Origin of the sequence: Bacillus sp. JHAA, assembly GCF_036961585.1 — a bacterium.
GTDB classification, from domain to species: domain Bacteria; phylum Bacillota; class Bacilli; order Bacillales; family Bacillaceae; genus Bacillus; species Bacillus velezensis.
On the sequence record NZ_JBAMDE010000003.1, the window covers coordinates 519,065 to 544,467 of the forward strand.

A 25,403-nucleotide genomic window follows, 5' to 3' on the forward strand; every position below is an offset into this window, starting at 1 on the left:
CATGCTGAAAAGCTCTTGTCAAATTTTTTTGAAGGGGAGATATAGAATGAGTTCTTTGGTTCTCGGCATTCACGAAATTGAAAAAACACAGCCTTTGCTCGTAGGAGGAAAAGGGTTACATTTAGGGGAATTATCAAAAATTCAAGGAATACAAGTGCCGGAAGGATTTTGTGTCACAACCGCAGGATATCAAAAAGCCATTGAACAAAACGAAACGTTACAAGCGCTGTTGGATCAACTGACCATGCTGAAAGCGGAGAATCGCGATCAAATTGGTGAAGTCAGCAAAAAAATCCGGCAAACCATTATCGAAGCAGAAATTCCTTCAGATGTAGTCAAAGCAGTTGCTTGCCATCTCTCCCGGTTCGGCGAAGAACATGCCTATGCCGTACGTTCCAGTGCGACAGCTGAGGATTTACCGCATGCCTCTTTTGCCGGTCAACAAGACACCTATTTAAATATTACCGGCGTCGATGCGATCTTGCAGCATATCAGTAAATGTTGGGCGTCCCTATTTACGGATCGCGCTGTCATTTACCGTATGAAAAATGGGTTTGATCACAGCCAAGTTTATTTATCCGTTATCATCCAAAGGATGGTGTTCCCTCAGGCTTCGGGAATTTTATTTACCGCTGATCCGATGACCGGAAACCGAAAACTGCTATCCATCGATGCCGGTTTTGGACTTGGTGAAGCACTGGTCTCCGGCTTAGTCTCTGCCGATTGTTATAAAGTACAGGACGGGCAAATCGTCGATAAGAGAATAGAAACTAAAAAATTGGCTATCTATGGACGAAAAGAAGGCGGAACAGAAACACAGGAGATCGCTCTTGATCAGCAAAAGATTCAAACACTGACTGATGAACAAATTTTACAGCTGGCACGTATCGGGAGACAGATCGAAGCTCATTTCGGCCAGCCGCAAGATATCGAATGGTGTTTGGACCGCGATACTTTTTATATTGTCCAAAGCCGTCCGATCACAACGTTATATCCCGTTCCTGAAGCGAACGATCAAGAAAATCACGTCTATATCTCTGTTGGTCATCAGCAAATGATGACGGATCCCATAAAACCCCTTGGATTGTCTTTTTTTCTGTTGACGACTGCTGCACCCATGCGTAAAGCCGGCGGAAGGCTATTCGTTGATGTCACACATCAACTGGCATCCCCTAATGTCAGAGAAGTTTTCTTAAAAGGCATGGGGCAGCACGACCCGCTCTTAAAAGACGCACTTATGACCATAATAGAGCGAGATGATTTCATTAAGCCGATACCTGATAAAACGGCACCGATTCCCGGCAAAGGCAATGCAGATATGCCGGAACAAGCTGAAAACGATCCGGCAATTGTTTCTGATTTGATTAAGAGCAGTCAAGCATCGATAGAAGAGTTAAAACAAAACATCCAGACGAAATCAGGATCTGATTTATTCCGTTTTATTTTGGAAGATATCAAGGAATTAAAGAAGATTCTATTTAACCCAAAAAGTTCGGTGTTGATTCGAACTGCAATGGATGCTTCATCATGGATTAACGAAAAAATGAACGAGTGGTTAGGTGAAAAAAACGCAGCAGATACGCTTTCTCAATCTGTACCCCATAATATTACTTCAGAAATGGGGCTTGCGCTATTGGACGTCGCCGATGTGATCCGCCCTTATCCAGAAGTAATTGCCTATTTAGAGAATGTAAAAGATGATCACTTTTTGGATGGGCTGGTGACGTTTGAAGGCGGGCGGGAAACCCGTGACGCTATCTATGCTTATCTCAACAAGTACGGAATGCGATGTGCCGGAGAAATTGATATGACAAGAACTCGATGGAGCGAAAAACCAACTGCACTTGTCCCTATGATTCTTAATAATCTCAAAAACTTTGAGCCAAATGCCAGCCAGCGGAAATTTGAGCAAGGGCGGCAGGAGGCTTTGAAGAAAGAACAAGAGTTATTAAGCCGATTGAAGCAATTACCGGATGGTGAACAAAAAGCCAAAGAAACTAAACGAATGATCCGCATCATCCGGAACTTCAGCGGGTTCAGGGAATATCCAAAATACGGCATGATCAGCCGTTACTTCGTTTATAAGCAGGCTTTACTGAAAGAAGCCGAACAACTCGCAGAAGCGGGCGTTATTCATGAAAAAGAAGACATATACTATCTCACTTTTGAAGAACTTCAGGAAGTCGTACGCACACATAAATTGGATTACCAAATCATCAGCACACGAAAAGGCGAGTATAAAGTATATGAAAAACTATCTCCGCCGCGTGTTATCACGTCTGACGGTGAAATCGTTACAGGCGAGTACAAACGAGAAAATCTCCCGGCCGGAGCGATTGCAGGGCTGCCCGTTTCCTCGGGGGTCATAGAGGGGCGGGCACGGGTTATTTTAAACATGGAAGATGCCGATTTGGAAGATGGGGATATATTAGTTACCTCCTATACTGATCCCAGCTGGACACCATTGTTTGTATCCATAAAAGGCCTGGTCACTGAAGTTGGCGGACTGATGACCCACGGAGCGGTTATCGCGCGTGAATACGGCTTACCTGCAGTTGTCGGAGTTGAAAATGCAACCCAATTGATAAAAGATGGGCAGCGAATCCGCGTTCATGGAACAGAAGGCTCTATTGAAATATTATAATAGCGGGGGTGTGCAGCACGTCACCAGATATTTCCCGCATTTTACTAAGAAAAGCCGGAACCTCTTAGAGGAGGAATCCGGTTTTTTTTATGTGAAAATGACTCAATGTGTGAACACCGCATTTTCTGGGTGAGCCCTTCAGTGACTAAATCTTTTTATGAAGGTGAGTAATATCCTTTTTAAGTTCACAACATCTGTAATCCGATGAATTAAAAACGCCTTAGTAACAATTATTTAGGGGCTATGTTCATGAACAAGTCTTTATTCAAAACAAAATGACCTATTGGGTTAATGGCGTTAAAGATGAAGATAAGTCTGGTGTCTTTGAAAAAGAAAAGTCTGCAGAAGATACAACGGGCCCATCATCAAACATGATGAGCGGTTGAACTGGATATGTATCAGATTGTTTAGGCGATAAGAATATTAGCCAATGAGCAATCACTGGTTTAGCTATTTTTATATGGAACTGCTTGCGAATTGTTGATTTTCGGAATCGTTTTTAAAGAATGGATCACAACGCCTTTTGGATTGTTCGCCTCATTCTTTATAGCGGCAATATTGGCGCAGGCAGGGGTGGAAACTCTCCCGCTTACCAGGTAAAAATAAAAAATGTTTATCTCAGATTGGTTTTTTTAAAAAGTAAAAACGCCATAAAACTTCTTATGGCGTCTGTCCGAACTAAGGGATGCAATGTTTGGGAGACGAATATAAATCGTCAATGTGCTAGAAAAGGAATGCAGCACCTACAATGATTAACAAAATGAACAGCACAACAATCAATACGAAAGAGTTTCCGCCATAATTTCCACCGTAGTTCCCCATATTATTGCCACCTCCTGTTGTTAGGATAGTACATAATATGCCGGACGATAAAATTCGACATAGATTTAAGTCTAAATAAGAAAAAATGGATGTTATGTCTAAAATGAAGAGCTACTAAAACAATAAAATAATGGGAGGTTAACTGAAAGAGAGAAATGGATGGGACGGTTTGCTGTTTAAAGAGGAGGGATATGGCTAAACATGCAATAAAACTGTGTATGAAAGTGGTGAGCCATGAAGTTACTTCATCATGCAGAACCACATACGAAGAGGTACAGGGAAATTATAGTTAACGAAAATATTCATCATTTCCCGGGCAAGCGCAGTATACGACAAATCAAAACAAATCACAAAGGGACGGAAGGTAAGATAAAAGGAGGCTGCTTGCGGGTTTGTGGTGCAGATAAAGTTTCCGTTTCATAAAGGTCATATGTTTATTCGAAACTTTACGTTTATTCCTGCAGAATGCTTGTAAAAGAAAGTCGGCAAAACTGCCGACTTTCCTAACGGAATTTAGATCTCAACAGATCTAAAGAAACCATCGACACTATCACCGGTGCCGCTATCATATTTCAGGATGTATTCTCCTTTTTGGTTAACGCTGAATTCTTGAATGAACGTTTTCCCCGCATTTAATGTCGTAGAGGATATAAGGAAGAAGCTCCCTGATTGAGTGAGGTATAACGATGACCGGGGCGGCTGCGGATCAACTGAAACGAAGTATATTCCCAGGCAAGGAGTATTTCTTTAACCTGAAACTTTTATAAAGCATTAACGTATTACTTTATAAAGGTAAATAAGGAGGCTTATGAATGGGATTAAAAAATTTCTTTAATACTGAGTTAAAATGCTCTATCTGCGGAAAAACATTAAAATCAGGGGATGAGATAACAGCTTACCTTACACTTCCGAGTGTGAAGAAGATGCCTGTGGGGAGAATGGATAAAGTGTTAAGCAAACACTCTGATAAGGTCTGCTGTAAAAAGTGCAGTGAGTAGGTTTTTAGTGTTATGAGGAACCTCTGGCGGGTTTCCTCATAACAAATATCAACCAATTAAATTAGAAAAAAGCGAAATTGTGATGATTAAAGTAGATAAAGAACTGAGGGATACCAAAGGGATCATTTTTCGTTTACTTTGCTTTTTTGAAGGTTTGTTTAGCTCGTGGATCACTGCACCCCATAAAAGCATGGATGCTAAAATGATAAGACTCATATGTAACAACACTCCTTTGTTTCTATAAATTTTACCATATATATCACAAGGATGTCGATTGAACGAACATCTCTATAAAAAGAAGATGTTTATCTAAAATTGTTGAGAGATTCAGTGAACTATTATGTAGATTAAATTAGAGAAGTTCGAAAAAGGCCTCAAATTACTCAGTGAAGATGAATATGAAGAGGTTCACAGTTCATATCCTACAGTTGCTCAAACGTTCAGTCACATCTGCGCGGTGGATGTTATGTGGCTGCAAGTGCTTAAAGGGATAGACATGCAGGAAGCATTGGAAGGTTCTATGGCTTATGCGGAAAGGACTCATTTGTATTCTGCAGATGAATTTGCGGCGTCTTATGAAGAACTGGCTTCACAGTTTGAAGAATGGATGAATAGCCAAACAGATGTAGAACAAACAATGAACTTACATAATCCTTGGTTAGGTTACAGAGAAACTGCTTACTCAGAAATTTTATTCCATGTTGCCAATCACGGAACTTATCATCGGGGCAGCATAACAACTATGTTAAGACAGCAGGGCTACGCTTCGGCAATGAATGACCTGGCATTATATTGGTATCAGGGTTAGTTCAGGCAGTACTTGCAAAATGAATAACCGCCGAATGGTCTGTAAAGTTTCTTTTCTGAACTAAATGACAAAGTCTCATTCAGTCTGGGTGGGGCGCTGAGCAAGAATAGAGATCAAAGGCTGCCGTATCATTCCCGGCAGCCTTAATGATTAGGAAGTAAAATCGATAACCATGCGGCCGGTCACTTTACCTTGCTCCATTTCTTCAAAAATATCATTCACATCTTCGATCGGGCGTTTTGTCACTTTAGGTACAACTTTACCGTCTGCAGCAAATTGAAAAGCTTCCTTCAGGTCTTCTCTGGTACCTACTAATGAACCTACTACCTGAATGCCATCTAACACGAGACGGGGAATATCTAAATCCATTTTGTCCACCGGTAAACCGACAGCGACTACGCGGGCTCCTGCTTTTACAACATCAATCGCTTGATTGAAAGGGGTTTTAGAGACAGCTGTGATGACCACAGCATCAAGCCCTAAATCGTTAGTCACTTCTTTTGCCTTAGCGACGGGGTCTTCGTTTAAACTGTTTACAACCGCATCAGCGCCTAAGCTCTTAGCAAAATTCAATTTTTCGTCGCTAATGTCGAACGCAATCACTTTAGCGTTAAAGACATTTTTTGCATATTGAACAGCCAAGTTGCCTAAACCGCCGACTCCAAATACACCGATCCATTGACCTGGCTTAATTTCACTGACTTTAACGGCTTTATAAGTTGTTACACCTGCACAAGTAATGCTGCTTGCTGCTGCAGGGTCTAAATTTTCCGGCACCTTTATTGCATAATCAACCGCTACGATTGCTTCTTCAGCCATTGCGCCGTCAACTGTATAGCCGGCATTTTTTACATCGCGGCACAAGGTTTCACGGCCAGTTAAGCAATATTCACAGCAGCCGCAGCTTTCAAACATCCAGGCAATAGAGACGCGGTCGCCCTTTTTCAGACTTGTTACACCTTCACCAATCTCAGTTACAATGCCTATTCCCTCATGACCTAAAGTGACGCCAGTAACATCCCCGAAATCAGCATTTTTAACATGTAAGTCAGTATGACATACACCACAGTATTCCATCTTAACTTTGGCTTCACCATGTCGCAAAGGACGTAATTCTTTTTGTACGATCGCTATACTTTTGTCTTTTGTTGCTACTACTGCTTTCAAATCATACACCCCTTTCGAATATTAGCAGAAAATTTTTACTTATCTTACAATTTAGCACACTGCTCTTATTTTGAAAACCCTTACATTTTTTGCGGACAAGTGTCTCTACAAAAGTTGAGGGAGCCATGCAGGGAGGAATCTATGGATATCATGTGTCATCTCCAAATGCACAGAATTTACATATATACATAAATGGATGCGTTTTCAAAAGAGGCTTTTTTTGAGCGATAAAAAGCTGACGGAAGATAAATTTGACAATCACCGGCTCACTAAGTTTTTGCCCTTTATCAGCCCTAACCCTATTACATCATGTAATCCGGTTCAAAGATACCTTAAAATCGATAAAACCTCGTTCATAAGTCCGTTTTCCAGCGTGAAAGGAGACGTGAGTTTAAGTAGCGCCAAATGCTGCTATTCGTGCGATTAGTTCAAATACAAATCTTCAAGAGGGAGTCATTTTACATGATTTGTTAACAATTTGTTTCAGTCAAAGATAAGGCATATTCCATTTATATCGGAAACAATGTAAGTGTCGGACATGATACTCTCATTTATGGCCCTTGTTATCTTGGAAATCACACGTTCATCGGTTTTAAGGCAATCGTGTACAATGCAATTATAGGAAAAGGATCATTTGTTTCATACAATGCTGTTATCACAAATGGTGTACGGATTGCACCGAATCGGTTCGTTCCTCCCGGTGCCGACATAGATACACAAGAAAAAGCTGACAGACTCAGAAGAGTGACAGAAGAGGAACGTGAATTTGCACGGGAAGTGCAGCGCGTAAATCAAGAATTTCCCGCTTCTTATAAAGCGTTATTCAGCTAACGAAAAGCAAAATGCGAATATCCTAAATTAAATTAATGCATGAGAATTGGCGCTCCACGATGCAAGGCCAGATAAGTTTTGGGAAGAGTCAGATTTCGCTCAGGGATCCACAAAGGGAAGAGATGAAAGCTGTTCATCGGATATTTGTGGGGAAGCTGCAAGAAGGGTCGAAGGTGAGCAGAGCGGCGGATTAAAACTGACCTTCCCGCAAATTTATCCCAATAGGACTGACAGGAGGATACAATCATAAAAATAAAATGATGCTTCGCGAATGAGCCTAAAAGCGGCTCTTTTATGATGCTTCTTTGACGCTTTAATGGGAAACGCAGCACTCATGGTTCTGCTGGATAAGACAGCTTTTCTTATACAATTAGACATCTTACAAGTTACTTATTTTTACATAACTGTTGGAAATGGTCTTTCCATCTGAGATAATAAAATTCATCTTGATTGATACATGGGGGAGTAAGGATGGGCTGTTTTTATCAAGCGGCACGCAAACCATTTTACAAACAAATTCCTCAAGCGGTTTTTATAACCGAAGAAATTAGTGCTTTGGATAAACGCTGTAAGAAGGACTCTCTGTTTAAATAAACGAGGTGAAAATCAATGAATGGTATAGAATTCTTAGAATCTGTGTCGCGACTCGGACAACTCATTTTGGTGTTTTCCAGCTACGCCGTTTATTGGAAATTAGGGAAAACAAAAAGGGAACGAAGACTTACAAAATTCGAAGCTTTGCTTAGGTTCTTTGTAATGTTTGGTCTATGTGCATGGGGGCTGTCGTTTCTTGCTTTGAATTTGTGGTCGTAATCGTTCTGCCGATATTTGACTTAATGGGCTGTTACACCACTTTACACTTTCGGGAAACTCACTAGACATCATCTTCTGATACTGTCTTTAGTGATTCAATAAACGATGTAATATTGTATTTAAAATATTATGTGCGAACATTCATCATGAGAATCGGACGTATTCCGAGCGTATTTATGGGGAAATTGACTGTTTTATGATGATGTGTTAATATTATGCAGTAAAAATATTGAACTATTATGTGAGTATTAGATTACGGAGGTACATATGAATAGAAAAAGTAGTATGTTAATGAAAATAGTTTCCTCAGTTTCTATCTTGGGCGGTGTAGGTTTTGTAACTGAGTCAGGTTCACAAACTTCTTTTATGAATAACGTAGCTTCTGCTGCGGAAGCAGGCATTCTTCCTAGTGAAAATGCTTCATTATTATCTGAGTCGGGAGATATAAGTCATTATCATTTTGTTAATTCTAGTTCTGTTTTTAATTATGCTGATAACAAATGGGTTTATAAATCATCTACAACACCAATTAAAGATGTTAAATCATTTGATGGCAAAAACCTATATGCTACTGCGGACGATGGTTATTATGCAAAAATACTGAAATGGAATAATAGTTTAAAAGTATGGGATCAACTTGCGAGTTTTAGAGGCGGGCCAATTTTTGATTTAATCAAAACAAGTGATAATAAATTTGCTGCCGGTGGAGGAGAATCACGCAGATATGGGATCAGTTCAACAATTTTCACATCAATTGGCGGTGATGCGAACTGGTCACAGAAAGTCAGTGGTTATAAATCCAAAGAGTCAAGTTACACCACGGGTGGCTACTTAGGTGTCGTGTACACTGGAGTTGCAATTGATGATAAGATTCTTATGTTCGGTAACTCATATGCTACAAACTATATAAGTGAGTCTTCAGATGGTATTAAATTTACCAGAAAAGGAAGTTTTGATGGTGAATATTTTGATGCTATTTACAATGGAGATAAGGTGGTGGCCGTAGGACAACAAGCAGGAGGGACATTTAGCGATTATGGTTTAGTTGCTGTTTCATTTGATAAAGGCGAAAGTTTTCAAACGACGGTACTGGGGTATAATGCTCCTCTGAATTCTGTTACTTATAAAGATGGAGTATACATTACTGTAGGAGATCTTGGATCAATTTATTATTCTGAGGATGCGCACAATTGGACTAAAGCATCTTCCCCTACAGCCAACAAACTAAATGATGTTGAATGGGATTACGTAAATAAACGTTTTGTTGCAGTAGGGGATTCCGGCACTGTTTTATTCTCCTTAGACGGAAAACGATGGATTTCAGTAAACAGCGGAATAAAAAATAATATTACCAATGTTGTTATGATGGAAAACTCATAATGACAAATGAAAAAAGCAATACCTTTTTAGGTATTGCTTTTATTATATTAATTCGACTAATTCTACCACTTAAATCAGCTGTTTAATTCGTGAGGAGAGTTATATATTGAGGTATATTAAGTTACTTAGCTATACTTTTTTGCAGAACTATGTGCCAAACATAGTATCCTCCTCCTATAACCAAGCTGAATATGTTCCTTAATTAATAATTAGTGGCGTGTTGATAGGCTATTTTAGTTTTGTAATTAGTCTATAAATGCTCTTTAATATTTTGTTAAATAATGTATGATAAGGAAGTGGGGGGGGATGAATATGAAAAAGATAGGGTTGGGTATCGCAGGAGTTTTTTTAACATGGTGCTTGGGGATCGGAACTGTTTCGGCCAAAATGACAAAAGATGAACATAAGGTCAGCTTTAAAATGACAGAGAATGAAACAGGTTTCTTTATGGCTGACGACAAAAACCTTCATTATTGGCCGACTAAGCTGGGATACAGGTTCACCATCTACAATGCTGACGGGTGTACATTGAATATCAAACTGCAGAGAATTACACTGGCAGGAGATGATTTTACCCTTAGTGAAAAGAATTTCACGGGTAATCATTTGAACTTGAGCGCGGCTGATAAGGTGAATGGTGATGCAAACAGAAATCATTACTTATTGATCACAAAAGGAGCCGGCTGCGGAGATGTGTGGATTAAAGGCTTTTACGGATTCGAACACGATGAGCCGGATGCAGATTGGTGAGCGATACACAGTCAAGGTATTTCCTTGACCTTTTTTAATGGCAAAAAATTTCTGGATATTAAGATAGTGAATTGATGATCTGCCAAAAAAACATAGATCTTTTAAAGTGATGGATATATACTGATTTTAAACAATAGGAAAAAAATGAAAAATATATTTTTATAAAAAGCAGGTGAAATATATGGGAGCGGCGACTTGGAGCAAAAGGCAAAGCTATACCTAAACATTGGTTTTTTCAAGTTTGTCGTATGGTTTGATCTTCGGGCTATATATGTTTGTATACTCGGGTTTTGTGCCATTTGCATTGGTTACTGTGGTTATCATTGCTTTTTACGCATTTATTACTTACTTTTTGTTTGCTGTTCCTGTGCAACTATGGCTAAGAAAGAAGCCTAAAAAGTTTAGCTTGGTTCATCTTTTCATTTATACAGCAGTCGCTTTTTTAGCTGTGTTCTTGTTCTGGCACATAGATAATCCGTCAATTGATTTCACAGTTTTCAGAAGTTTCATTTATTACATAATGAGCATTGTTGCTGCGTTCATATATTGGTTCTGGGACTCTATATTTCTGAGAAATTACAATGTTCACTGCAAGTAAAGCTGGTGTTCCAAAAGAAAGCGGGTGAGGAAAAATGAAATACATTGAGTTGACTAGAGGCAATATTGATGACAATCATATTTGCTGTGCATTAGGTACGAAACAATATGAGGATGCGGTAAATGAAAAGAAGAGCTGGCTCAAGGATCGGATGATTGATGGCTTGGTGTTCTATCGCCTAAACGAACGGGCAAAAGTTTTTATTGAATATTTACCTGCAGAAGAAGCGTGGGTTCCGGTAAGCGCACCTCATTTTATGTTTATTAATTGTCTTTGGGTCTCAGGTAAATATAAGAATAACGGACATGCGAAACACTTGTTAGAAAAATGTGTGTCAGATGCAAAATCCCGCGGTATGGATGGGATAGTTCATATAGTGGGGAAGAAAAAACTCCCTTATTTAAGTGATAAGCATTTCTTTGAACATATGGGATTTGCTGTGCAAGATGAAGCAGAACCCTATTTTCAGTTGATGTCACTGACGTGGAATGAACATGCATATCCTCCTGTATTTAAAAAACAGGTGAAAAGTAATTCCGTTAATGATGAGGGAATCACAATATTTTATACAGCTCAATGCCCATTTGCAGTCGGATTGTTAAAGGATTTAAAGGAACTGACTGAAAAGAAAGGACTTCATTTTCAGGCCCGGCGAATAACGTCAAAAGATATGGCGCAAAAATCCCCGGCAGTTTGGACGACTTTCAGCGTGTTTTATAATGGGACATTTCTCACTCATGAGATGATGAGCGTGAATAAGTTTGAAAAAATACTCAATAAGCTTTTAATGGCTTAACTTTGTTTTAATTACTATTCCTCGTTTCTATATTCGATACTGAGGGTTTTTCACGAAAATTGTTCAGTACTTTACATCGCGGGCGGCAAATGAATGATTATTGTTTTTGACAAAGATGATAACGTCCATCATTATAGTAAAAATAGATTGAGATAAGTTCTTCAACAAACGAATAAGATCTGTTGAAGAAGTTCTTTTCAAAGATCGATAACAATGAAACAGGAGACTGCAAATGCAAAAAATTGAAACCCTTCGCTTAATTTTAAGAAATTTTACCGAGAGAGATGCGCAAGGTCTGTTGGAATATTCTGCACATCCGAGAGTGAATTGCTTTCTTGATGACAGAATGTCTACGTTAGAAGAAGCTGCCGTAAACGTTCAAAAAAGAAGCCGAGATGACTCTTATATTGCAGTTTGTTTAAAAGACAGTAATGATCTGGTCGGAGAACTATTTTATTTAAAAGAAGAGCCAGATACCTATTCTGTTTGTTGGAATTTCAATGCCCGTTTTGAAGGGAAGGGATACGCAAGTGAAAGTGCGAAGGCTTTCTTTGAGTATCTCTTTATGCAAAAAGAAGCAAGAAGGCTTTATGCATATGTTGAAGATGATAACTGCAGGTCACAAAAATTATGTGAAAGATTAGGAATGCGTAAAGAAGGTTATTTTCTTGAATTTATTTCATTTACTGCACACGAGGATGGAACACCTAAATATGAAAACACTTACCAATACGCATTGCTAAAGAAAGAATGGTTAAAACAAAAACATAGTTAATAGAATTTGTGGGGAAATAATCTCCCCTTTGTCGAAAAAACCTTGCTGAAAGCAGGTTTTTTTGTATTTAAGTTAAATACTTCATTAGGTTACCGATCATACCAATGGATTATGGAATTGAAAAAAGTACTTAGATTAGTAACGATCAAAAAGATTAAGCTTGAAGGTTGGGAAAATCATGAAATTCATTAAAGCAACGTTGTAAAATTGGAGAGAGGATGAATGTGATGGACATTTTGCAGTTTAGCGACAGAAGGAGCGGGAAGTAATCGAATCAGCAATGTTCAATTCATTTTGATGAATTTAAAGATGCGCTCGAGAATGGAAAAATGGTTGCGAAAGATAATATGCTTTTGAGAAATCAAGCAATTAACGCTTATAAAACATCTATTTAATTTTAAATCGGCGTTTCAGGTGAACTTTATATGATTTCTTTTTTCGTAAACATATTTAAAAACGAAATAAGAATTAAAATATGCAGACAAAGCAGCGAAGCATATCGCATAAAAGGTGTTATCAGAAGTATGACCGTTCCTAAAAATAAAACTTATGAAGAAAGGAACTCTAACGTGAAATCAAATTTAGTTTCGTTTCTATTAGCATTGTCAGGATTTATATTCAGTATTTATATGCAGTCAATGGCTTACTGGAGCAATGACTCTATGCTGTGGTATTGGGTCGGTGCGGTTTTGTCGTATCTATTTGCTGCAGGATCAATGGTTACTCTGATTCTTAACAAAAACAAAGACTCAATTCTAACAATAAGTTGTCTCATTTTAATGATTGTAACCGTTATGCTTATTTTAGTCACAACTTTTTGGACGACTTTTATCATTATTGCATGGCAATCTGGGATGTGAAGCTAAGGGGAATATGATCTTCTTAGTATTTTTTTATTCCTGGGATTAGAATCCCTTTTTATTATTCTTTCAAATTAAATGTAACAATTCTAATATTCATACGTTCTAAATGATAAAGGCGGGATGTCATGAAAAAACGTAAAGTCATTAAAAAATTGCTGGTTATTATCACTGTTCTCATAATAGCAGCCGGATTTGCACTGTTTTCTTTAATTTCAGGAGAAAAAGTTAAATATATCGGCTATAGCCAAAGCAAGACTGGGAAGCGTCAATCGAAAAATCAGGCAAGACATCTATCGGCCCTAACTATTTCTTGAATTTGTATTACAGAGGTAATAAAGTGAATGAAAAGAACACGGTGATTAAGAGATTAACATTATTTGTTGACGGCCGGAAATATGGTGAAGATAAAGACTATCATCTTTCAGAATACACCGGAGAGAAATTAGAAGGCGGCGGAACGGGAGAAGACCATATTCAAACGTTTGAATATATGCCGGAAAATGAAGTGATCGGTCATGAAATCACTGTTGAAGCAGCATGGAAAACCGATCATGAGTCCTATTCAGAAAAATTCAACCTGAAAAGAACGCATTGGTATGACTGAAAGAATAAAAAGAGGGCGGTATAACCCTCTTTTTGACCAGAGCCTTTATTTTTGACTGTTTTTCCTCGATGTGCTGAAGTCGATAAAAGAGGCATTGGAGCCGATAAAATTACTTACTAAGACATACATAAAGAAACCATTAAAAGCTCCCTGCCGGCATCCGTAAAAAAGAATGGATAATGAGATAAGCAATACAGCCGTAAGCAAGTCTGCAGCCAGACCTATTTTACGGTGAGACTGAAAATATGCTCTTAATCTTCTGGTGTTGTTCAAAGCGGACACCTCTTGATGCTCATGTATAAGAAAATAATACCATTGAAATATATGTAATATCAATGAATAGGGTTGGAACGGAGGGGTTCAAAGTTGGGGCGATCTTGTGTAAAAGAAAGGATCAGGATGAATGTGACCAGCATCCACCCTGATCAATGGGGTTCACAGTGTTCTATTTCATTGTATTCCAATCGGAATAATATTACAAGGGTGAAAAAGAAATAAGCGGAATGTTTTCGGCTTCTTCTGCTTCTAGAGCGGGAAAAGGAAAGTGAGATGTTTGAATGAAAATAAATGATTATCTGAAGGAAAGGTTTCCGACTTTAAAATTAGTGCCCGGCATTTATCATCAATGGGACGTGGGAATTCATTTTTCTCTCGGCGGCAATATGTATCAATTTAATGAAAGCGGTGCTTTGAATCTTGAGTATTTTCAGCTTGTCCATCATCAAACCGCAGCACTTTTCAATGAGCTGTTTGAACATAGCGATGACTTGTTTCTTGTTGCCAACGTGTATAAGCACAAAACTCAAGGTAATCACGCGAGAAAATTAAAGGTTTATAAGCCGTTTCTGAAGTGTAAGGATGATTTATATCGGATTCAAGTGAAGACCTGTCCATGCCCGGTCGAAGAAGAATATGAAATGCAGCAGTTTTCTCTATTATGTAAACGGAAAGATCTGCGTGTTCCCCAATTACTTAAGGCAGCCGTCCACGAAGATTTTCCGCTGAAGCCAAGGTTCGGGGGCTGTTCCGTTGGGTATCCTGATGTTTTCTTTGTGAATATGACAAAAGATATTATTTTCTTTCTGTATGATGACAGAGGGTGTGAAGTCATTGCTCTTGATGCCGGAAGAATACGAAAGCTTTATGATCAATATCACGATTGGATTGAATTGGACTGAAAATGAACACATGAATTCGAATCCGCTTGTGCCGGCTTTGTTCTTGCCTAGTCCGGCTGCATGAGTATAATGGGCAGAATTGAAGGACGCCAGAAACTTTTTTTTCTCTCATACCGACCTTCTGCATGTTAAGCTTCTGTATTTATTTTGAACGAATTCCTATTTGTAAAACGGCTGAATAGAATAACATAAAAGCTTTTTTTACACAGTGCAGGAGGAGAGAAATGTGAGGGCTGAACACCGTGATTGTATGGAAATTGGAATTTATTCATTTGCAGAATTATATCCCGATCCTCTGACAGGGAAAACAGTCAGCGCAAAGCAGCGGATAGATGAATTGATGAAGCTGGCGAAACTGGCTGACGACGCAGGGCTTGATGTATTCGGTGTAGGCGAGCATCATCGTCTTGATTATGCGGTATCTTCGCCGCCGGCCATCTTATCAGCGATTTCACAGATCACTGAAAATATTAAGCTGACCAGTGCCACGACTGTATTATCCACCGCAGATCCCGTCCGTTTATTTGAGGATTTTGCAACGCTTGATCTGATTTCAGACGGCCGGGCGGAAATCATTGCGGGACGGGGCGCATTTTTAGACTCGTTTCCTCTTTTCGGTTATGACGTAGGCCATTATAAAGAACTGTTTGAAGAACACATTGACCTTTTTTTAAAATTAAATTCCGGGGAAGAATCGGTTACCTGGAAAGGACGTTACCGGCCGCCGCTGCGCGAGGCAGAAATTTCTCCTCGGCCTTTTCGCGGAAGCATTCCGCTATGGTTAGGTGTTTCGGGGACTCCGGAAAGCGCAGAACGGGCCGGGCGTGCAGGTGCGGGGTTGGCATTAGCTGTACTGAGCGGTGATCCGATGTTATCTAAGCCGCTTGTTGACAAATACCGGGAAGCGGCTTCTAAAGCCGGTCATCCTCCGGAAAATGTGAAGGTTGCCGTAACCGGACATATGTTCATTTCAAAAACGAATGAACAGGCAATACAAGAATTTTATCCGTATCATTCAAATTACTGGTCTCACGTTCATTCATATCACGGGATCGATGAGCCTTTAACGAAGGAAGACTTTGAGCGGGCGTCCGGAAAAGAAACAGCTTTATTTGTGGGAAGCTCACAGCAGATCATTGAAAAAATCATGCATCAATACGAGTTATTCGGACATCAGCGATTTCTCGCGCAAATCGATATAGGAGGTATGCCATTTAAAAAAGCCGCGGAAAACATCGAACGATTAGCAGCGGAAGTAGCACCGGTTATCCGAAAAGAAACCGGCAAATCCAGCGAATGAAGTTCTGAGCAAAAGGGGCGGGCCGGTCAATCGCGGATTCGACAACAGAATCGGCCCGGCTTTTTCTTTATGATTATAAAAAACAAAGGGAAAAGCGCCAACCTCATTGCTTTTTCCTATCAAGAAAAGGAAGGTCATTTCAACCTCTATCGTGAAGTGTATACACCGAAAGGTTTTTATTAACAAAAGAGGGAGGATGATGCAGTAATGAAGGGTTTAGTCAAAGCTGCAGTTTTAACTGTTACTCTTGGTATTGGAGGCGCTTTCTATTCAAGTGGTGCATCTGCGCACGGGTATATAAAAGAGCCCGTCAGCAGAGCGTACATGGGAGCATTAGAGAAACAAACATTGGGCTGGACGGCCGCTGCGCAGAAATATGGCTCCGTCATTGATAATCCTCAGTCTGTAGAAGGGCCGAAAGGATTTCCGGCTGCTGGTCCGCCGGATGGAAGAATTGCGTCTGCAAATGGGGGATCGGGACAAATTGACTTCGGTTTAGACAAGCAGACTGCAGATTATTGGGTAAAACAAAACATCCGCGGCGGTTTTAACACCTTTACTTGGTACTACACGGCCCCTCATGCGACATCAAAGTGGCACTATTATATCACCAAGAAAAACTGGAATCCGAATAAACCTTTGTCAAGAGATGAATTCGAATTAATCGGAACGGTAAACCACGACGGTTCCAAGGCAGATACGAATCTGACTCATAAGATTTTTGTGCCGACTGATCGAAGCGGGTATCATGTCATTTTAGGGGTATGGGACGTTGCGGATACTTCCAATGCCTTCTATAACGTCATCGATGTAAACCTTACACAATAATCTATGAATTACTGATCGGCTGCATGTTGATACATCGGCCGATCTTTTTAGTTTTAATGTGTGAAAGAAAAGGGGAAAAACAGCAGAGCGCCATAAACATTTCATTTATGGCGCCGTACGATCATGGAGGTGCTGCTGACATGGATGCGGAGGTAAGAGGATTCTTAATAACCGCCGAGGAAAGAAGCCCCAACGATGATTAATAAAATGAATAGCACCACGATTAACGCAAAGGAGCTACCATAACCACCTGAGAATCCCATATAATCTCACCTCCTAAAGAGGATTAATACATATTATGCCGAAATGAAAAGTTTGATAGGGATGCTAGTTTACTTTTTGAAAAAAGTTTTTTTAGTCTATATTTCCTTTACATGACCATCCGTTAAAATGAGTAAAAGGAGGCATCGTACTGCTTCCTGTAATAGAAACGGGTAGGCTCATACATTGAGAAGTTGCGAAGAGGATGCGCAGCTGGCTTGTTTTTTAAAAAATGAAAATGTAACACGCTATTAGGATTGGAACCTTTTGATTCAACGGAACAGGCTGAAGAAATGATTGGTTGGTTTCAAGAGCAGTATCATGAAAAAAGGGAATGTGATGGGGAATCGAGAAAAAAGATGCGAAGGGCATAATCGGAACCATGTATCAAAACGGATTGCCTGATGATACACGCGTATACTCCATTCCGAATGGGAACGTTAACGATCTAAATAGAAGAACTTCAAGTGTTCTGCGGTAAATAAAAAAAGCCGATGAAGGCTTAACATGGATTAGACGCTGTAAAGCATTTTTTTGCTGTGCTTTCTGCAGACGGAGTTTGATTGTAAGAAACGATTCCGATAATCACTAACAAGATGATGAACACCAATATGCTCCACAACACTATTTTTAAAGACTTTGACATGGTATACCCTCACTTTGAAAGACTTTACCGGGGCTGCGATCGGAGCCCGCACTTCAAGTATAGTCGTTATAACGGTGAAAAATGTGCAGTCCAGTTAAAAAAAAACTTGCGGGCGCTGCCGCAAGTTTTCTCCGTATTAAGGTCTGTGGAATTCAATATGCTGATTATCACGATCGAACCACCCTCTGAATGCCCAATTGATCCAGCCCCCGTCTCCTTTGTTATCGAAGGACCCGTCTTCGAAGACCCAGATTCCGTAAGTAATACCGTCATAAACGGCTGATCCGTAAAACTGAACGCCGTTAAAGCGGTCTTCATATTCTTGATTTAAATTGAACACCATGACGTTGTACTTCTGTCCTGATGCGTAAAATGTTGTTTCCATGACATTTTTTACCCAGCCGGTTCGGTTTTGATCTGACTTAACCGCTTCAGCAATGCGATCTGAAATTCCGAGAACATCTACGTTTACGTTCAGCCCGGCATCAACACCTGCTGCTTTTACGTTTTGGTCTGCTGTTTGGGATAATTTACTTTCTAACGGATTTGCAACGGGTGAAACGTGAGGCGCGTTTGCGTGTTCAGACTGACTGGCTGCTGAGGCACTGGCTGTGAAAGGAATTGTTAGAGATAAAGCTAAGCATGATCCGACTATCGTTCTGGCGATTTTCATGGCTATGACCTCCTGAGGAAATTTTTAAAAATTGTTGCAAATTCATGGTATCGCAGAAAAATTGACCAAGCAAAGAGTAGATTATCTCAAAAATCATGTCATTCTATTTGTGTTGTTTTCTGTAAATGAAATACTTTTCATTAGGCGAAAAGGGAAGAAAATAATAGAGTCTTTTTATGTATTGTGATAGGATGACCGGATTTTGGGTGAAAATAGCCCGGAGAAACGCCATAATAAGAAAAACACCCGGAGTTTACCGGGTGTAAAAAGTGTTGATATGTCAAGTTAGCAGCATTTTTTACATTTTTTGCATTTTCTTTTATAAACAACGATGTAATCATAATCAAGATGCTTTTTATCTTGTTTCTTCTTTTTTTGTTTAGGCTGCTTTGGGTGGTGATCATAATGTCCGTTCATATCCATATCCATATCCATATCCATATCCATATCCATATCCATATCCATGTCCATATCCATATCCATATCCATACTCATATTCCTCCTTTTTTCATCTGACGGTAGTATTCTATGACAGAAAGCATGAATGGCTTGGACAAATGAAACGGTATGCTGAAAAAGAGGCATCTCATTCGGTATAAAAAACAGGATCATACCCGCCCGATAGAAAAGAGAGGAGATGATCCTGATATTGAGATCCTATTTGATAACCGCAATTGCAATGCCGTACCCTTTTTCAGAACTGTATAAGGCTGTCAGTTTCAATACCTTCCAGCCTTCCGCGGCTTTAGTCCCGATTCCGTTATGAGCCGTGATATAATCTCCCGGGCTGACCGTACTGTCGACCCGTACGTAATGCCGGCCGTTGAGTCCGACAATGTGCCATTCGTCTCTGGCCGCTCGTGCTTCATAGTCAGCTTCAAGAGCCGGACTGCAGTCTGGGTTTTGTTTCGGCACGCGTACCGTTTCTCCTGTTTCCTCGTCAGTCACATTTTCGTATATGAAACCGCCGAACTCGTTTGTCAAAAAGCGGCTTTGCCATCCGAAGCTTGCGGCTCCTGAGATAAAAGCGGCTGTTTCTGAAATGACGCCGAGCATGTAATCTCCGACGTGAGCCGATTCAATTTTTTCGCCTTTCACTGTGACGATTGTCCCGGCGGGAATTGTCTGGCCGGTTACACTTTCAAAATATTCTCCGTACCCTGACAGGGAAGAGGTGACAGCTCCGGCGAACGTACCGTGGCCGCCCGCTGAATCCAATTTCCATTTGATGGACTGATGCCCTCCGGCAACCGTGTATGGTTCTTCCAATGTAATGCTTTCTGATGACAGAATCGTTCTGGAGACTTTGCTGCCCGTAATATGGACATTGTTTGAAGCGGCGATAAATGCCCTTGAACCTTCAGAACTTGAACCTCCGGAAGAGCTGATGATCGCATTTCTGTCACCTCTGGCTGTAATATCGCCTGTTCCCGCAATAACGGCGCTTGTCGGGTTGAATGCAAAACCGGAGCTGGTCGCGAGCTGTGCGCCTCCCTTTAAATTGACGGGGATCTGCTCATAAGTCTGTCCTTTTATAGATGCGGCCGCGCTGTAACCTTCCGCTTGCACCCCGAGAATGACGGCCTGACTGTTAGGGGACGTAATTCCGACGGAACCGCCGTCTCCGATCATCGTACCGTTCATAATATTTACGTTATATTGGCCTCCGCCGATTGAGATGCCTTTAGGAGATGACTTGTATATATCAAAATTTAAAATTTTAACATAATCGGTTTTATTTGATCCGCCGGATATATTGATGTCAACACCTGCTTGTGTAAAGCCGCGTATTTTAATGCCGTTGATCGTGATATTTTGACTGCGGTATTGAAGAGCCACTACTGGATTCCCGCCATAGTCGTATGAGGGATCACCAATAGCTGTGAATCCGTTTACATTAACGTTTTTATAGGCAGAGATGACCAGCGCCCTCGGGGTCACACCGTCATAGAGAGCATTGAATACCGGTTCAATCGCGGTGCAATCGGTTAAAGTAACATCATAAGCCGTCGTGCTTTCGGGGTCTGAGGCCTGATGATGGCCGATATGACGAATATCAAATGAACGTACATCACGATACGAAACATGACCGATAATATGAACATTTTGAGAAGCCGGCCACAGGCTGTGCGCCTTTACCTCAATCCCGCGGATATTTCCGCTCGTATAGTTATTTAAAAGCCATACATGTTTAGAGCCGTCGTCAATTTCAATGCCGTTCGAGTTTGCGCTGCCCTCAGCATGCTCTGTGCCGCGGGGGTTTCCGGAATGGCAGTTGGAGATGAAAATATACTCGCTGTAATGGGTGGTAATGCCGTCGTCTCCGGCGCCGTATGCCACACAGTTATCAATCCATATATATCGGCAGCCGTCTTTCGTCCATTCTGTTTCAGGCAAATGATCGTAAGTCGGAGATGTAATATCAATACCATGGAGACCCGCGTTAACCGTTTCAACATTCTTAATCCAGCCGTATTGCACATTAGCAAACGTTAAACAGCTGGAAAACTGTCCTCCGGGGTTCCTGACCCCGCATTGACGATCAGGATTCCAGTCTAAAGTCATGTTTTCCACAAAAATATTACGGTTTCCATTTTCGTAATCATCGTTAGTAATGACCCATTCGAATGCGGGAGTGTCCTCATGAAGCTTAAGCACGGTAATCCCTTGTCCCTCACCGGAAATGGTAGTCCATGAGGGGAGTTTTATCCCTTGAACCAAAAATTCTCCTGCGGGAACATTTACTTTGACCCGGCCGTTCCCGATCGCTCTCCGAAAAGCTTCTGTATTGTCCCGGCCGTCAGGGACCGCTCCGTAGTCCTCCACATTCACTTCCCGGGTGATTTTATTCATAAGCATTTCGTATTCTGTATCAAGCCGTTCTTTTAAAAGTGAGGTGACCATTCCTTCCGCCGTCACCCGGGCATCTGCGATCTCAAGATTATCATCCGTTGCGGAATGCTTAATAAAATTCTGCATCCTTGCTTTGAGATGCTCCAATTCAGAGGGCTGTGCAGGGCGAGACTGCAATGGGGCGTTTAAAGACGGATCAGGAAAGTTTTTAAATTGAACCATTCTAAAGACACCTCTTTCTTTTGATATAAGCGCCTGAGGCAGGGGACAGAAAAGAGTCGTGCGTCCTTTAAGCGCTTATTCTTCAAATTCTTTATTCAGAACGAAATTCCTTTTGAAACCAAGGTGAAATTTTAAAAAAGCTCTGTTGAAAGAACGGATATAAAGCTTTGTATTATTGTAATTGAAGCTGTCATGTGAAAATGGAGGAAAAACTGATAGGAGGGGCCCTCATTTTAGGTTTATTCTCATTGGCTTCGCAGTGCTTCCTCTTCGGCTGTATATACACCAAAATCAACATTCTTATCAGTTAAATGGTATAATGGGGCACGGATTGGTCATCAATACGACTGAAATAGGGAAGCAAAAGGAGCAGCGAACATGACTTTACAAATCAAAATTAAATATTCAGATGATACGCAAACGAGAATCAATAAAATTGAACAGGGCGATTGGATTGATTTGCGGGCAGCTGAAGATATAACAATCAAAAAAGGTGAATTCAAACTTATCCCGCTTGGAGTTGCGATGGAACTGCCGGAAGGATATGAGGCCCATGTCGTTCCGCGTTCAAGTACATATAAGCATTTCGGTATCATTCAGACAAATTCAATGGGAGTCATTGATGAATCTTATAAAGGCGACAATGACTTCTGGTTTTTTCCTGCATTCGCGCTTCGGGATACCGACATTTCCAAGGGGGAGCGGATCTGCCAATTCAGAATCATGAAGAAAATGCCTGAAGTGGAGCTGATCGAAGTAGACAAGCTCGGGAACAATGACCGCGGCGGACTGGGATCAACAGGCACGAAATAAAACGAAAAAAGACTGCTTAACAGCAGTCTTTTTTTTATGGAAACAGCAGTTACATTCAATTTGTTTCGGGGATTCTTGAATTGGGAAATCATACGTCACGTTCGAATTTGACTTCGAAATAAGCGGCCGCTCCGTAACCGTCTATGCCGGAGCAAATATTTGAGCCGGACGCCAGCCCAGCTCAGCATATTGATAAAATGATTTCCCTGCAGTCCTCACTCTCCTCCAAAACTGGAGAAGGGTTTCATTTTTATCATTTAAGCCTTCCGTCTCTTTGAACAGAAAGACTTTTTTAGGTTAAAGGATAGAAGTTGTTTTGATGTTTTTATTCTTCAAGATGAACGGAGGTTTTGTCCAACGTATATAATATTGTGACAAAAGTGTAAACAAAAGAAAGGATGATGTTATGGCAAAAAGGGTTAGGAGAGTAGACCGTAAAGCAGCTGGCAAAGAGGCAGAGCAGAAGAAACCGTCCAAAGTCACCCTGTTCTGCCGTTCGCTTCAAAGGCTGAAGCATTTGTATTGTAACATAAACATACAAATGCCATCAATAACCAAAAAAGGAATTTTAGTTTTAATTTTACCGTTTTTGCTTCTGCCGTTCTTTCGGGCTGATGCCGCTTCAGATATTTACGGCAGTTTCGAGGAATTAAAGCTGAATGAAAATCCTTCCGATTTTTCCATTTCAACGCGAGAGCATGACCCCTCTGTCCTCATATTAGCTATACACGGCGGAGGCATAGAGCCGGGGACCAGTGAGTTAGCCAGAGAAATTGCTGAAAACCGGAGTTTATATTTATTTGAAGGGTTAAAATCAGCCGGTAATGCGGCTCTGCATTTGACAAGTTCGCATTTCGATGAACCTAAGGCCGTGCAAATGGTGAAAGAGCACTCTCATGTCATTTCATTGCACGGTTACGGCAGTGACGATAAAAAGATAAAAATCGGCGGTACGGACAGAGAACGGGCCGAACTTTTGACCGATGTGCTGAAACGGCACGGGTATCCTGCCGTTCTTCTTGGCATAAATGATAAATATGCAGGCGTCAGTCCGAACAACCTTGCCAATCAATCTTCATCCGGATTGAGTATTCAAATCGAAATGAGCACCGGCTTCAGAAAATCACTATTTGACACTTTTACGCTGAAAAGCAGAGCATCCACACAAAATGGGACCTTTTATCAATTCACAAAAACGATTTCTGATTTTATCAGTGACAATTATTAATAAGCACGCCTATTTTGTCGGCGGGGCTTTTTCTTTTGAAATTTATGAAACTTTAAGTTCTTAAGATCGTATACATAATTGACAGGATGAAAGAAAAGAGGTGGGCAAATGAAAGTGATGATCGGGTCTATCATTCTTCTTGTCATCATCGGATTCGGTTTATGGCTGATGCTTAGTCCAATCTTTAAACAAGTGGGAAGCGGAGCCAAAAAATTCAAAAAGTCATGGGAGGAAGAAGATCAGCATGAGCGAAAATAAGCGCGGAAACACAAAAAAAATTATCGGCGGTGTGATTATAGGTGCAGCCCTTTTAATTGCGGGCGTTACAGCGTCACTATTCATTGAAAAAATACCGAATGGTTATGTCGGGGTTGTATACTCACCGAATGGCGGGGTAAAATCCGACACATTGGACCAAGGCTGGCACTTAGTCGGATTATTTAATAAAGTAACGGAATATCCGGTGCGTATGCAGACAGTGAATAATGAAAATATAAAAGTGGCAACCTCAGACGGTAAAAATATAGAAATGGATATCGCTTACAACTATGTCGTGCAGCCTGATAAAGTAGTCGATCTGTTTAACAAATTCGGAGCGGTAGACGTTGAAACGATTGAAAATACATATTTAAAAACAAGGCTGTGGGATGCGGCGCGAAAATCAATCAGCAAATACTCGGTTATTGACACATACGGGCAAAAATCTGCAGAAGCCGCTGCCGATGTGCAAAAGAGATTTGCTGATGATATGAAGAGTCTTGGATTTTTAATTGATGATCTGACGCTTGGCGTACCGAAGCCGGATAAAGCCACACAGGAAGCCATCGATGCAAGGGTGAAGTCTTCACAGGAACTTGAACGGACACAAACTGAAATTAAAATAGCCGAAGCCGAAGCGAAAAAGAAAAAAATTGAAGCGGAAGGGATCGCTGATTACAACCAAATCATAAAGAAATCAATGTCAGATGAAATGATCAAATATAAATGGATTGAAAAATGGGACGGAAAAACGCCGAAAGCGACAGGCACAGACTCACTGCTGCAGCTGCCCCTGGACGATCAGAAGCAAAAATAAAAAGAGAAGGAGGCGATTGCCTCCTTTTTATGTTTTTTCCTGTGGGTCTTTTTCCGGCACTAATTCTTCAGACGCCTCGGTTTGATAGCTCCATAGCGTGCTATCCGTCTCTGTTGTGTCCTGATAATCTTCGGGAAGTACATATTGCTGCAAATACCGGTGAAAAAATGCCTCAAAAACAGAAATGCAAAGTGCAGAGATAACTGATGCCGCGGCAGGAGAGACATTAAATCCGCCAATGTTCATAAGGAATATCCATAATATAATGAAAGAAATTCCGAAATCAGCTGCAACGGCTGTGAAATTGCTTGTTCTCGGCAGAATCATGCAATCACCCGCAAAATAAGTGATTAAACTTAAGATCACTGTAATAAACAGAACGTTTAAAAAGGTTACTTGGTACATAAGATCCAAAACAATGTACAGTAAAGCAAGTGTGAGCGCCGTTTTAGAAGCGAAAGCAATTACGTGTTTCAT

The 25,403-nt window shown here is 40.6% G+C and carries 25 protein-coding genes and 3 pseudogenes; 20 read left to right on the top strand and 8 right to left on the bottom strand.

Features of this window, described 5'->3' with window-relative positions:
• Positions 1 to 46: 46 nt before the first annotated feature.
• Positions 47 to 2,644: a phosphoenolpyruvate synthase gene (ppsA, locus tag V7728_RS09680; RefSeq protein ID WP_099566760.1), complete on the top strand. Its 2,598-nt coding sequence runs from the start codon at positions 47 to 49 to the stop codon at positions 2,642 to 2,644.
• A 723-nt stretch (positions 2,645 to 3,367) separates the two neighbouring features.
• On the opposite strand, the gene V7728_RS09685 is transcribed toward ppsA, so the two are convergent.
• Complete coding sequence (locus V7728_RS09685; protein ID WP_072589120.1) at positions 3,368 to 3,466, bottom strand: YjcZ family sporulation protein; 99 nt, start codon at positions 3,464 to 3,466, stop codon at positions 3,368 to 3,370.
• 812 nt (positions 3,467 to 4,278) lie between these two features.
• Here V7728_RS09685 and V7728_RS09690 point away from each other — a divergent pair.
• Together V7728_RS09690 and V7728_RS09695 are read left to right on the top strand one after the other, a co-directional pair.
• A complete protein-coding gene (locus V7728_RS09690; protein ID WP_012117627.1) occupies positions 4,279 to 4,464 on the top strand; it encodes a hypothetical protein in 186 nt (61 codons plus the stop codon).
• Between the two features lie 346 nt (positions 4,465 to 4,810).
• Complete coding sequence (locus tag V7728_RS09695; RefSeq protein WP_223252801.1) at positions 4,811 to 5,272, top strand: DinB family protein; 462 nt, start codon at positions 4,811 to 4,813, stop codon at positions 5,270 to 5,272.
• 150 nt (positions 5,273 to 5,422) lie between these two features.
• Here the strand turns inward: V7728_RS09695 and adhP are convergent, their stop codons facing one another.
• Complete coding sequence (gene adhP / locus V7728_RS09700; protein ID WP_020955863.1) at positions 5,423 to 6,439, bottom strand: alcohol dehydrogenase AdhP; 1,017 nt, start codon at positions 6,437 to 6,439, stop codon at positions 5,423 to 5,425.
• A 603-nt stretch (positions 6,440 to 7,042) separates the two neighbouring features.
• Here adhP and V7728_RS09705 point away from each other — a divergent pair.
• The 13 genes and pseudogenes from V7728_RS09705 (at position 7,043) to V7728_RS09760 (ending at position 17,155) form a co-directional block, all read left to right on the top strand.
• Positions 7,043 to 7,270: a hypothetical protein gene (locus V7728_RS09705; protein WP_258958020.1), complete on the top strand. Its 228-nt coding sequence runs from the start codon at positions 7,043 to 7,045 to the stop codon at positions 7,268 to 7,270.
• Between the two features lie 609 nt (positions 7,271 to 7,879).
• Positions 7,880 to 8,083, top strand: coding sequence for a hypothetical protein (locus V7728_RS09710; RefSeq protein WP_076424196.1), 204 nt, complete (start codon positions 7,880 to 7,882; stop codon positions 8,081 to 8,083).
• A 267-nt stretch (positions 8,084 to 8,350) separates the two neighbouring features.
• Positions 8,351 to 9,463: a WD40/YVTN/BNR-like repeat-containing protein gene (locus V7728_RS09715; protein ID WP_076424198.1), complete on the top strand. Its 1,113-nt coding sequence runs from the start codon at positions 8,351 to 8,353 to the stop codon at positions 9,461 to 9,463.
• Between the two features lie 306 nt (positions 9,464 to 9,769).
• Positions 9,770 to 10,213 (top strand): hypothetical protein, encoded by a 444-nt coding sequence (locus tag V7728_RS09720; protein WP_007410348.1) that lies wholly within the window; start codon positions 9,770 to 9,772, stop codon positions 10,211 to 10,213.
• 226 nt (positions 10,214 to 10,439) lie between these two features.
• Positions 10,440 to 10,811, top strand: coding sequence for a UPF0715 family protein (locus tag V7728_RS09725; RefSeq protein ID WP_223252790.1), 372 nt, complete (start codon positions 10,440 to 10,442; stop codon positions 10,809 to 10,811).
• Between the two features lie 34 nt (positions 10,812 to 10,845).
• Complete coding sequence (locus tag V7728_RS09730; RefSeq protein WP_076424199.1) at positions 10,846 to 11,607, top strand: N-acetyltransferase; 762 nt, start codon at positions 10,846 to 10,848, stop codon at positions 11,605 to 11,607.
• 232 nt (positions 11,608 to 11,839) lie between these two features.
• Positions 11,840 to 12,382, top strand: coding sequence for a GNAT family N-acetyltransferase (locus V7728_RS09735; protein ID WP_046702324.1), 543 nt, complete (start codon positions 11,840 to 11,842; stop codon positions 12,380 to 12,382).
• A 234-nt stretch (positions 12,383 to 12,616) separates the two neighbouring features.
• A pseudogene (locus V7728_RS20485) lies at positions 12,617 to 12,777 on the top strand (hypothetical protein); the annotation flags it as partial.
• 129 nt (positions 12,778 to 12,906) lie between these two features.
• Positions 12,907 to 13,242, top strand: a complete 336-nt coding sequence (locus V7728_RS09740; protein WP_174243300.1) for a DUF3902 family protein — start codon at positions 12,907 to 12,909, stop codon at positions 13,240 to 13,242.
• Positions 13,243 to 13,370: 128 nt separating this feature from the next.
• Positions 13,371 to 13,849: pseudogene (locus V7728_RS09745) on the top strand (DUF4944 domain-containing protein).
• Positions 13,850 to 14,406: 557 nt separating this feature from the next.
• Complete coding sequence (locus tag V7728_RS09750) at positions 14,407 to 15,027, top strand: DUF3885 domain-containing protein (RefSeq protein ID WP_099566761.1); 621 nt, start codon at positions 14,407 to 14,409, stop codon at positions 15,025 to 15,027.
• Between the two features lie 226 nt (positions 15,028 to 15,253).
• Positions 15,254 to 16,327: an LLM class flavin-dependent oxidoreductase gene (locus V7728_RS09755; protein ID WP_076424204.1), complete on the top strand. Its 1,074-nt coding sequence runs from the start codon at positions 15,254 to 15,256 to the stop codon at positions 16,325 to 16,327.
• A 207-nt stretch (positions 16,328 to 16,534) separates the two neighbouring features.
• Positions 16,535 to 17,155: a lytic polysaccharide monooxygenase auxiliary activity family 9 protein gene (locus V7728_RS09760; protein WP_015239922.1), complete on the top strand. Its 621-nt coding sequence runs from the start codon at positions 16,535 to 16,537 to the stop codon at positions 17,153 to 17,155.
• A gap of 164 nt (positions 17,156 to 17,319) precedes the next feature.
• On the opposite strand, the gene V7728_RS09765 is transcribed toward V7728_RS09760, so the two are convergent.
• The 4 genes from V7728_RS09765 to V7728_RS09780 form a co-directional block, all read right to left on the bottom strand.
• Positions 17,320 to 17,418, bottom strand: coding sequence for a YjcZ family sporulation protein (locus tag V7728_RS09765; RefSeq protein ID WP_003154022.1), 99 nt, complete (start codon positions 17,416 to 17,418; stop codon positions 17,320 to 17,322).
• A 780-nt stretch (positions 17,419 to 18,198) separates the two neighbouring features.
• On the bottom strand, positions 18,199 to 18,735 hold the full coding sequence (locus V7728_RS09770; RefSeq protein ID WP_007410338.1) for a hypothetical protein: 537 nt from the start codon (positions 18,733 to 18,735) through the stop codon (positions 18,199 to 18,201).
• Between the two features lie 285 nt (positions 18,736 to 19,020).
• A complete protein-coding gene (locus V7728_RS20490; protein ID WP_099566762.1) occupies positions 19,021 to 19,224 on the bottom strand; it encodes a hypothetical protein in 204 nt (67 codons plus the stop codon).
• Between the two features lie 168 nt (positions 19,225 to 19,392).
• Positions 19,393 to 21,810, bottom strand: coding sequence for a peptidase G2 autoproteolytic cleavage domain-containing protein (locus V7728_RS09780; RefSeq protein ID WP_007410336.1), 2,418 nt, complete (start codon positions 21,808 to 21,810; stop codon positions 19,393 to 19,395).
• A 378-nt stretch (positions 21,811 to 22,188) separates the two neighbouring features.
• Between V7728_RS09780 and V7728_RS09785 the strand changes: the two genes are divergently transcribed.
• Positions 22,189 to 22,623 (top strand): dUTP diphosphatase, encoded by a 435-nt coding sequence (locus V7728_RS09785; RefSeq protein ID WP_025284785.1) that lies wholly within the window; start codon positions 22,189 to 22,191, stop codon positions 22,621 to 22,623.
• An 88-nt stretch (positions 22,624 to 22,711) separates the two neighbouring features.
• Here V7728_RS09785 and V7728_RS09790 read toward each other — a convergent pair.
• A pseudogene (locus V7728_RS09790) lies at positions 22,712 to 22,818 on the bottom strand (DUF4177 domain-containing protein); the annotation flags it as partial.
• A gap of 211 nt (positions 22,819 to 23,029) precedes the next feature.
• Between V7728_RS09790 and V7728_RS09795 the strand changes: the two are divergent.
• The 3 genes from V7728_RS09795 to V7728_RS09805 all read left to right on the top strand — a co-directional run bounded on the left by V7728_RS09795 (position 23,030) and on the right by V7728_RS09805 (position 24,926).
• Entirely contained in the window at positions 23,030 to 23,851 is an 822-nt protein-coding gene (locus V7728_RS09795; RefSeq protein WP_076424209.1) for a poly-gamma-glutamate hydrolase family protein, read from the top strand.
• Positions 23,852 to 23,959: 108 nt separating this feature from the next.
• Complete coding sequence (locus V7728_RS09800) at positions 23,960 to 24,109, top strand: hypothetical protein (RefSeq protein ID WP_007410334.1); 150 nt, start codon at positions 23,960 to 23,962, stop codon at positions 24,107 to 24,109.
• On the top strand, positions 24,096 to 24,926 hold the full coding sequence (locus V7728_RS09805) for a prohibitin family protein (RefSeq protein WP_069007440.1): 831 nt from the start codon (positions 24,096 to 24,098) through the stop codon (positions 24,924 to 24,926). The genes V7728_RS09800 and V7728_RS09805 overlap by 14 nt, the downstream gene beginning before the upstream one ends.
• A 27-nt stretch (positions 24,927 to 24,953) precedes the next feature.
• On the opposite strand, the gene V7728_RS09810 is transcribed toward V7728_RS09805, so the two are convergent.
• Positions 24,954 to 25,403 (bottom strand): YndM family protein, encoded by a 450-nt coding sequence (locus V7728_RS09810; protein ID WP_003154009.1) that lies wholly within the window; start codon positions 25,401 to 25,403, stop codon positions 24,954 to 24,956.

Bases quoted from the DNA above. Each gene is read 5' to 3' on its own strand.
- V7728_RS09690 (WP_012117627.1), top strand. From the start codon at position 4,279: ATGGGATTAAAAAATTTCTTTAATACTGAGTTAAAATGCTCTATCTGC.
- V7728_RS09720 (WP_007410348.1), top strand. From the start codon at position 9,770: ATGAATATGAAAAAGATAGGGTTGGGTATCGCAGGAGTTTTTTTAACA.
- V7728_RS09795 (WP_076424209.1), top strand. From the start codon at position 23,030: ATGGCAAAAAGGGTTAGGAGAGTAGACCGTAAAGCAGCTGGCAAAGAG.
- V7728_RS09770 (WP_007410338.1), bottom strand. From the start codon at position 18,735: ATGAAAATCGCCAGAACGATAGTCGGATCATGCTTAGCTTTATCTCTA.
- V7728_RS09800 (WP_007410334.1), top strand. From the start codon at position 23,960: ATGAAAGTGATGATCGGGTCTATCATTCTTCTTGTCATCATCGGATTC.
- V7728_RS09785 (WP_025284785.1), top strand. From the start codon at position 22,189: ATGACTTTACAAATCAAAATTAAATATTCAGATGATACGCAAACGAGA.
- V7728_RS09765 (WP_003154022.1), bottom strand. From the start codon at position 17,418: ATGGGATTCTCAGGTGGTTATGGTAGCTCCTTTGCGTTAATCGTGGTG.
- V7728_RS09810 (WP_003154009.1), bottom strand. From the start codon at position 25,403: ATGAAACACGTAATTGCTTTCGCTTCTAAAACGGCGCTCACACTTGCT.
- V7728_RS09805 (WP_069007440.1), top strand. From the start codon at position 24,096: ATGAGCGAAAATAAGCGCGGAAACACAAAAAAAATTATCGGCGGTGTG.
- V7728_RS20490 (WP_099566762.1), bottom strand. From the start codon at position 19,224: ATGGATATGGATATGGATATGGACATGGATATGGATATGGATATGGAT.
- V7728_RS09735 (WP_046702324.1), top strand. From the start codon at position 11,840: ATGCAAAAAATTGAAACCCTTCGCTTAATTTTAAGAAATTTTACCGAG.
- V7728_RS09730 (WP_076424199.1), top strand. From the start codon at position 10,846: ATGAAATACATTGAGTTGACTAGAGGCAATATTGATGACAATCATATT.
- V7728_RS09740 (WP_174243300.1), top strand. From the start codon at position 12,907: ATGACCGTTCCTAAAAATAAAACTTATGAAGAAAGGAACTCTAACGTG.
- V7728_RS09780 (WP_007410336.1), bottom strand. From the start codon at position 21,810: ATGGTTCAATTTAAAAACTTTCCTGATCCGTCTTTAAACGCCCCATTG.
- V7728_RS09715 (WP_076424198.1), top strand. From the start codon at position 8,351: ATGAATAGAAAAAGTAGTATGTTAATGAAAATAGTTTCCTCAGTTTCT.
- V7728_RS09685 (WP_072589120.1), bottom strand. From the start codon at position 3,466: ATGGGGAACTACGGTGGAAATTATGGCGGAAACTCTTTCGTATTGATT.
- ppsA (WP_099566760.1), top strand. From the start codon at position 47: ATGAGTTCTTTGGTTCTCGGCATTCACGAAATTGAAAAAACACAGCCT.
- V7728_RS09710 (WP_076424196.1), top strand. From the start codon at position 7,880: ATGAATGGTATAGAATTCTTAGAATCTGTGTCGCGACTCGGACAACTC.
- V7728_RS09760 (WP_015239922.1), top strand. From the start codon at position 16,535: ATGAAGGGTTTAGTCAAAGCTGCAGTTTTAACTGTTACTCTTGGTATT.
- V7728_RS09750 (WP_099566761.1), top strand. From the start codon at position 14,407: ATGAAAATAAATGATTATCTGAAGGAAAGGTTTCCGACTTTAAAATTA.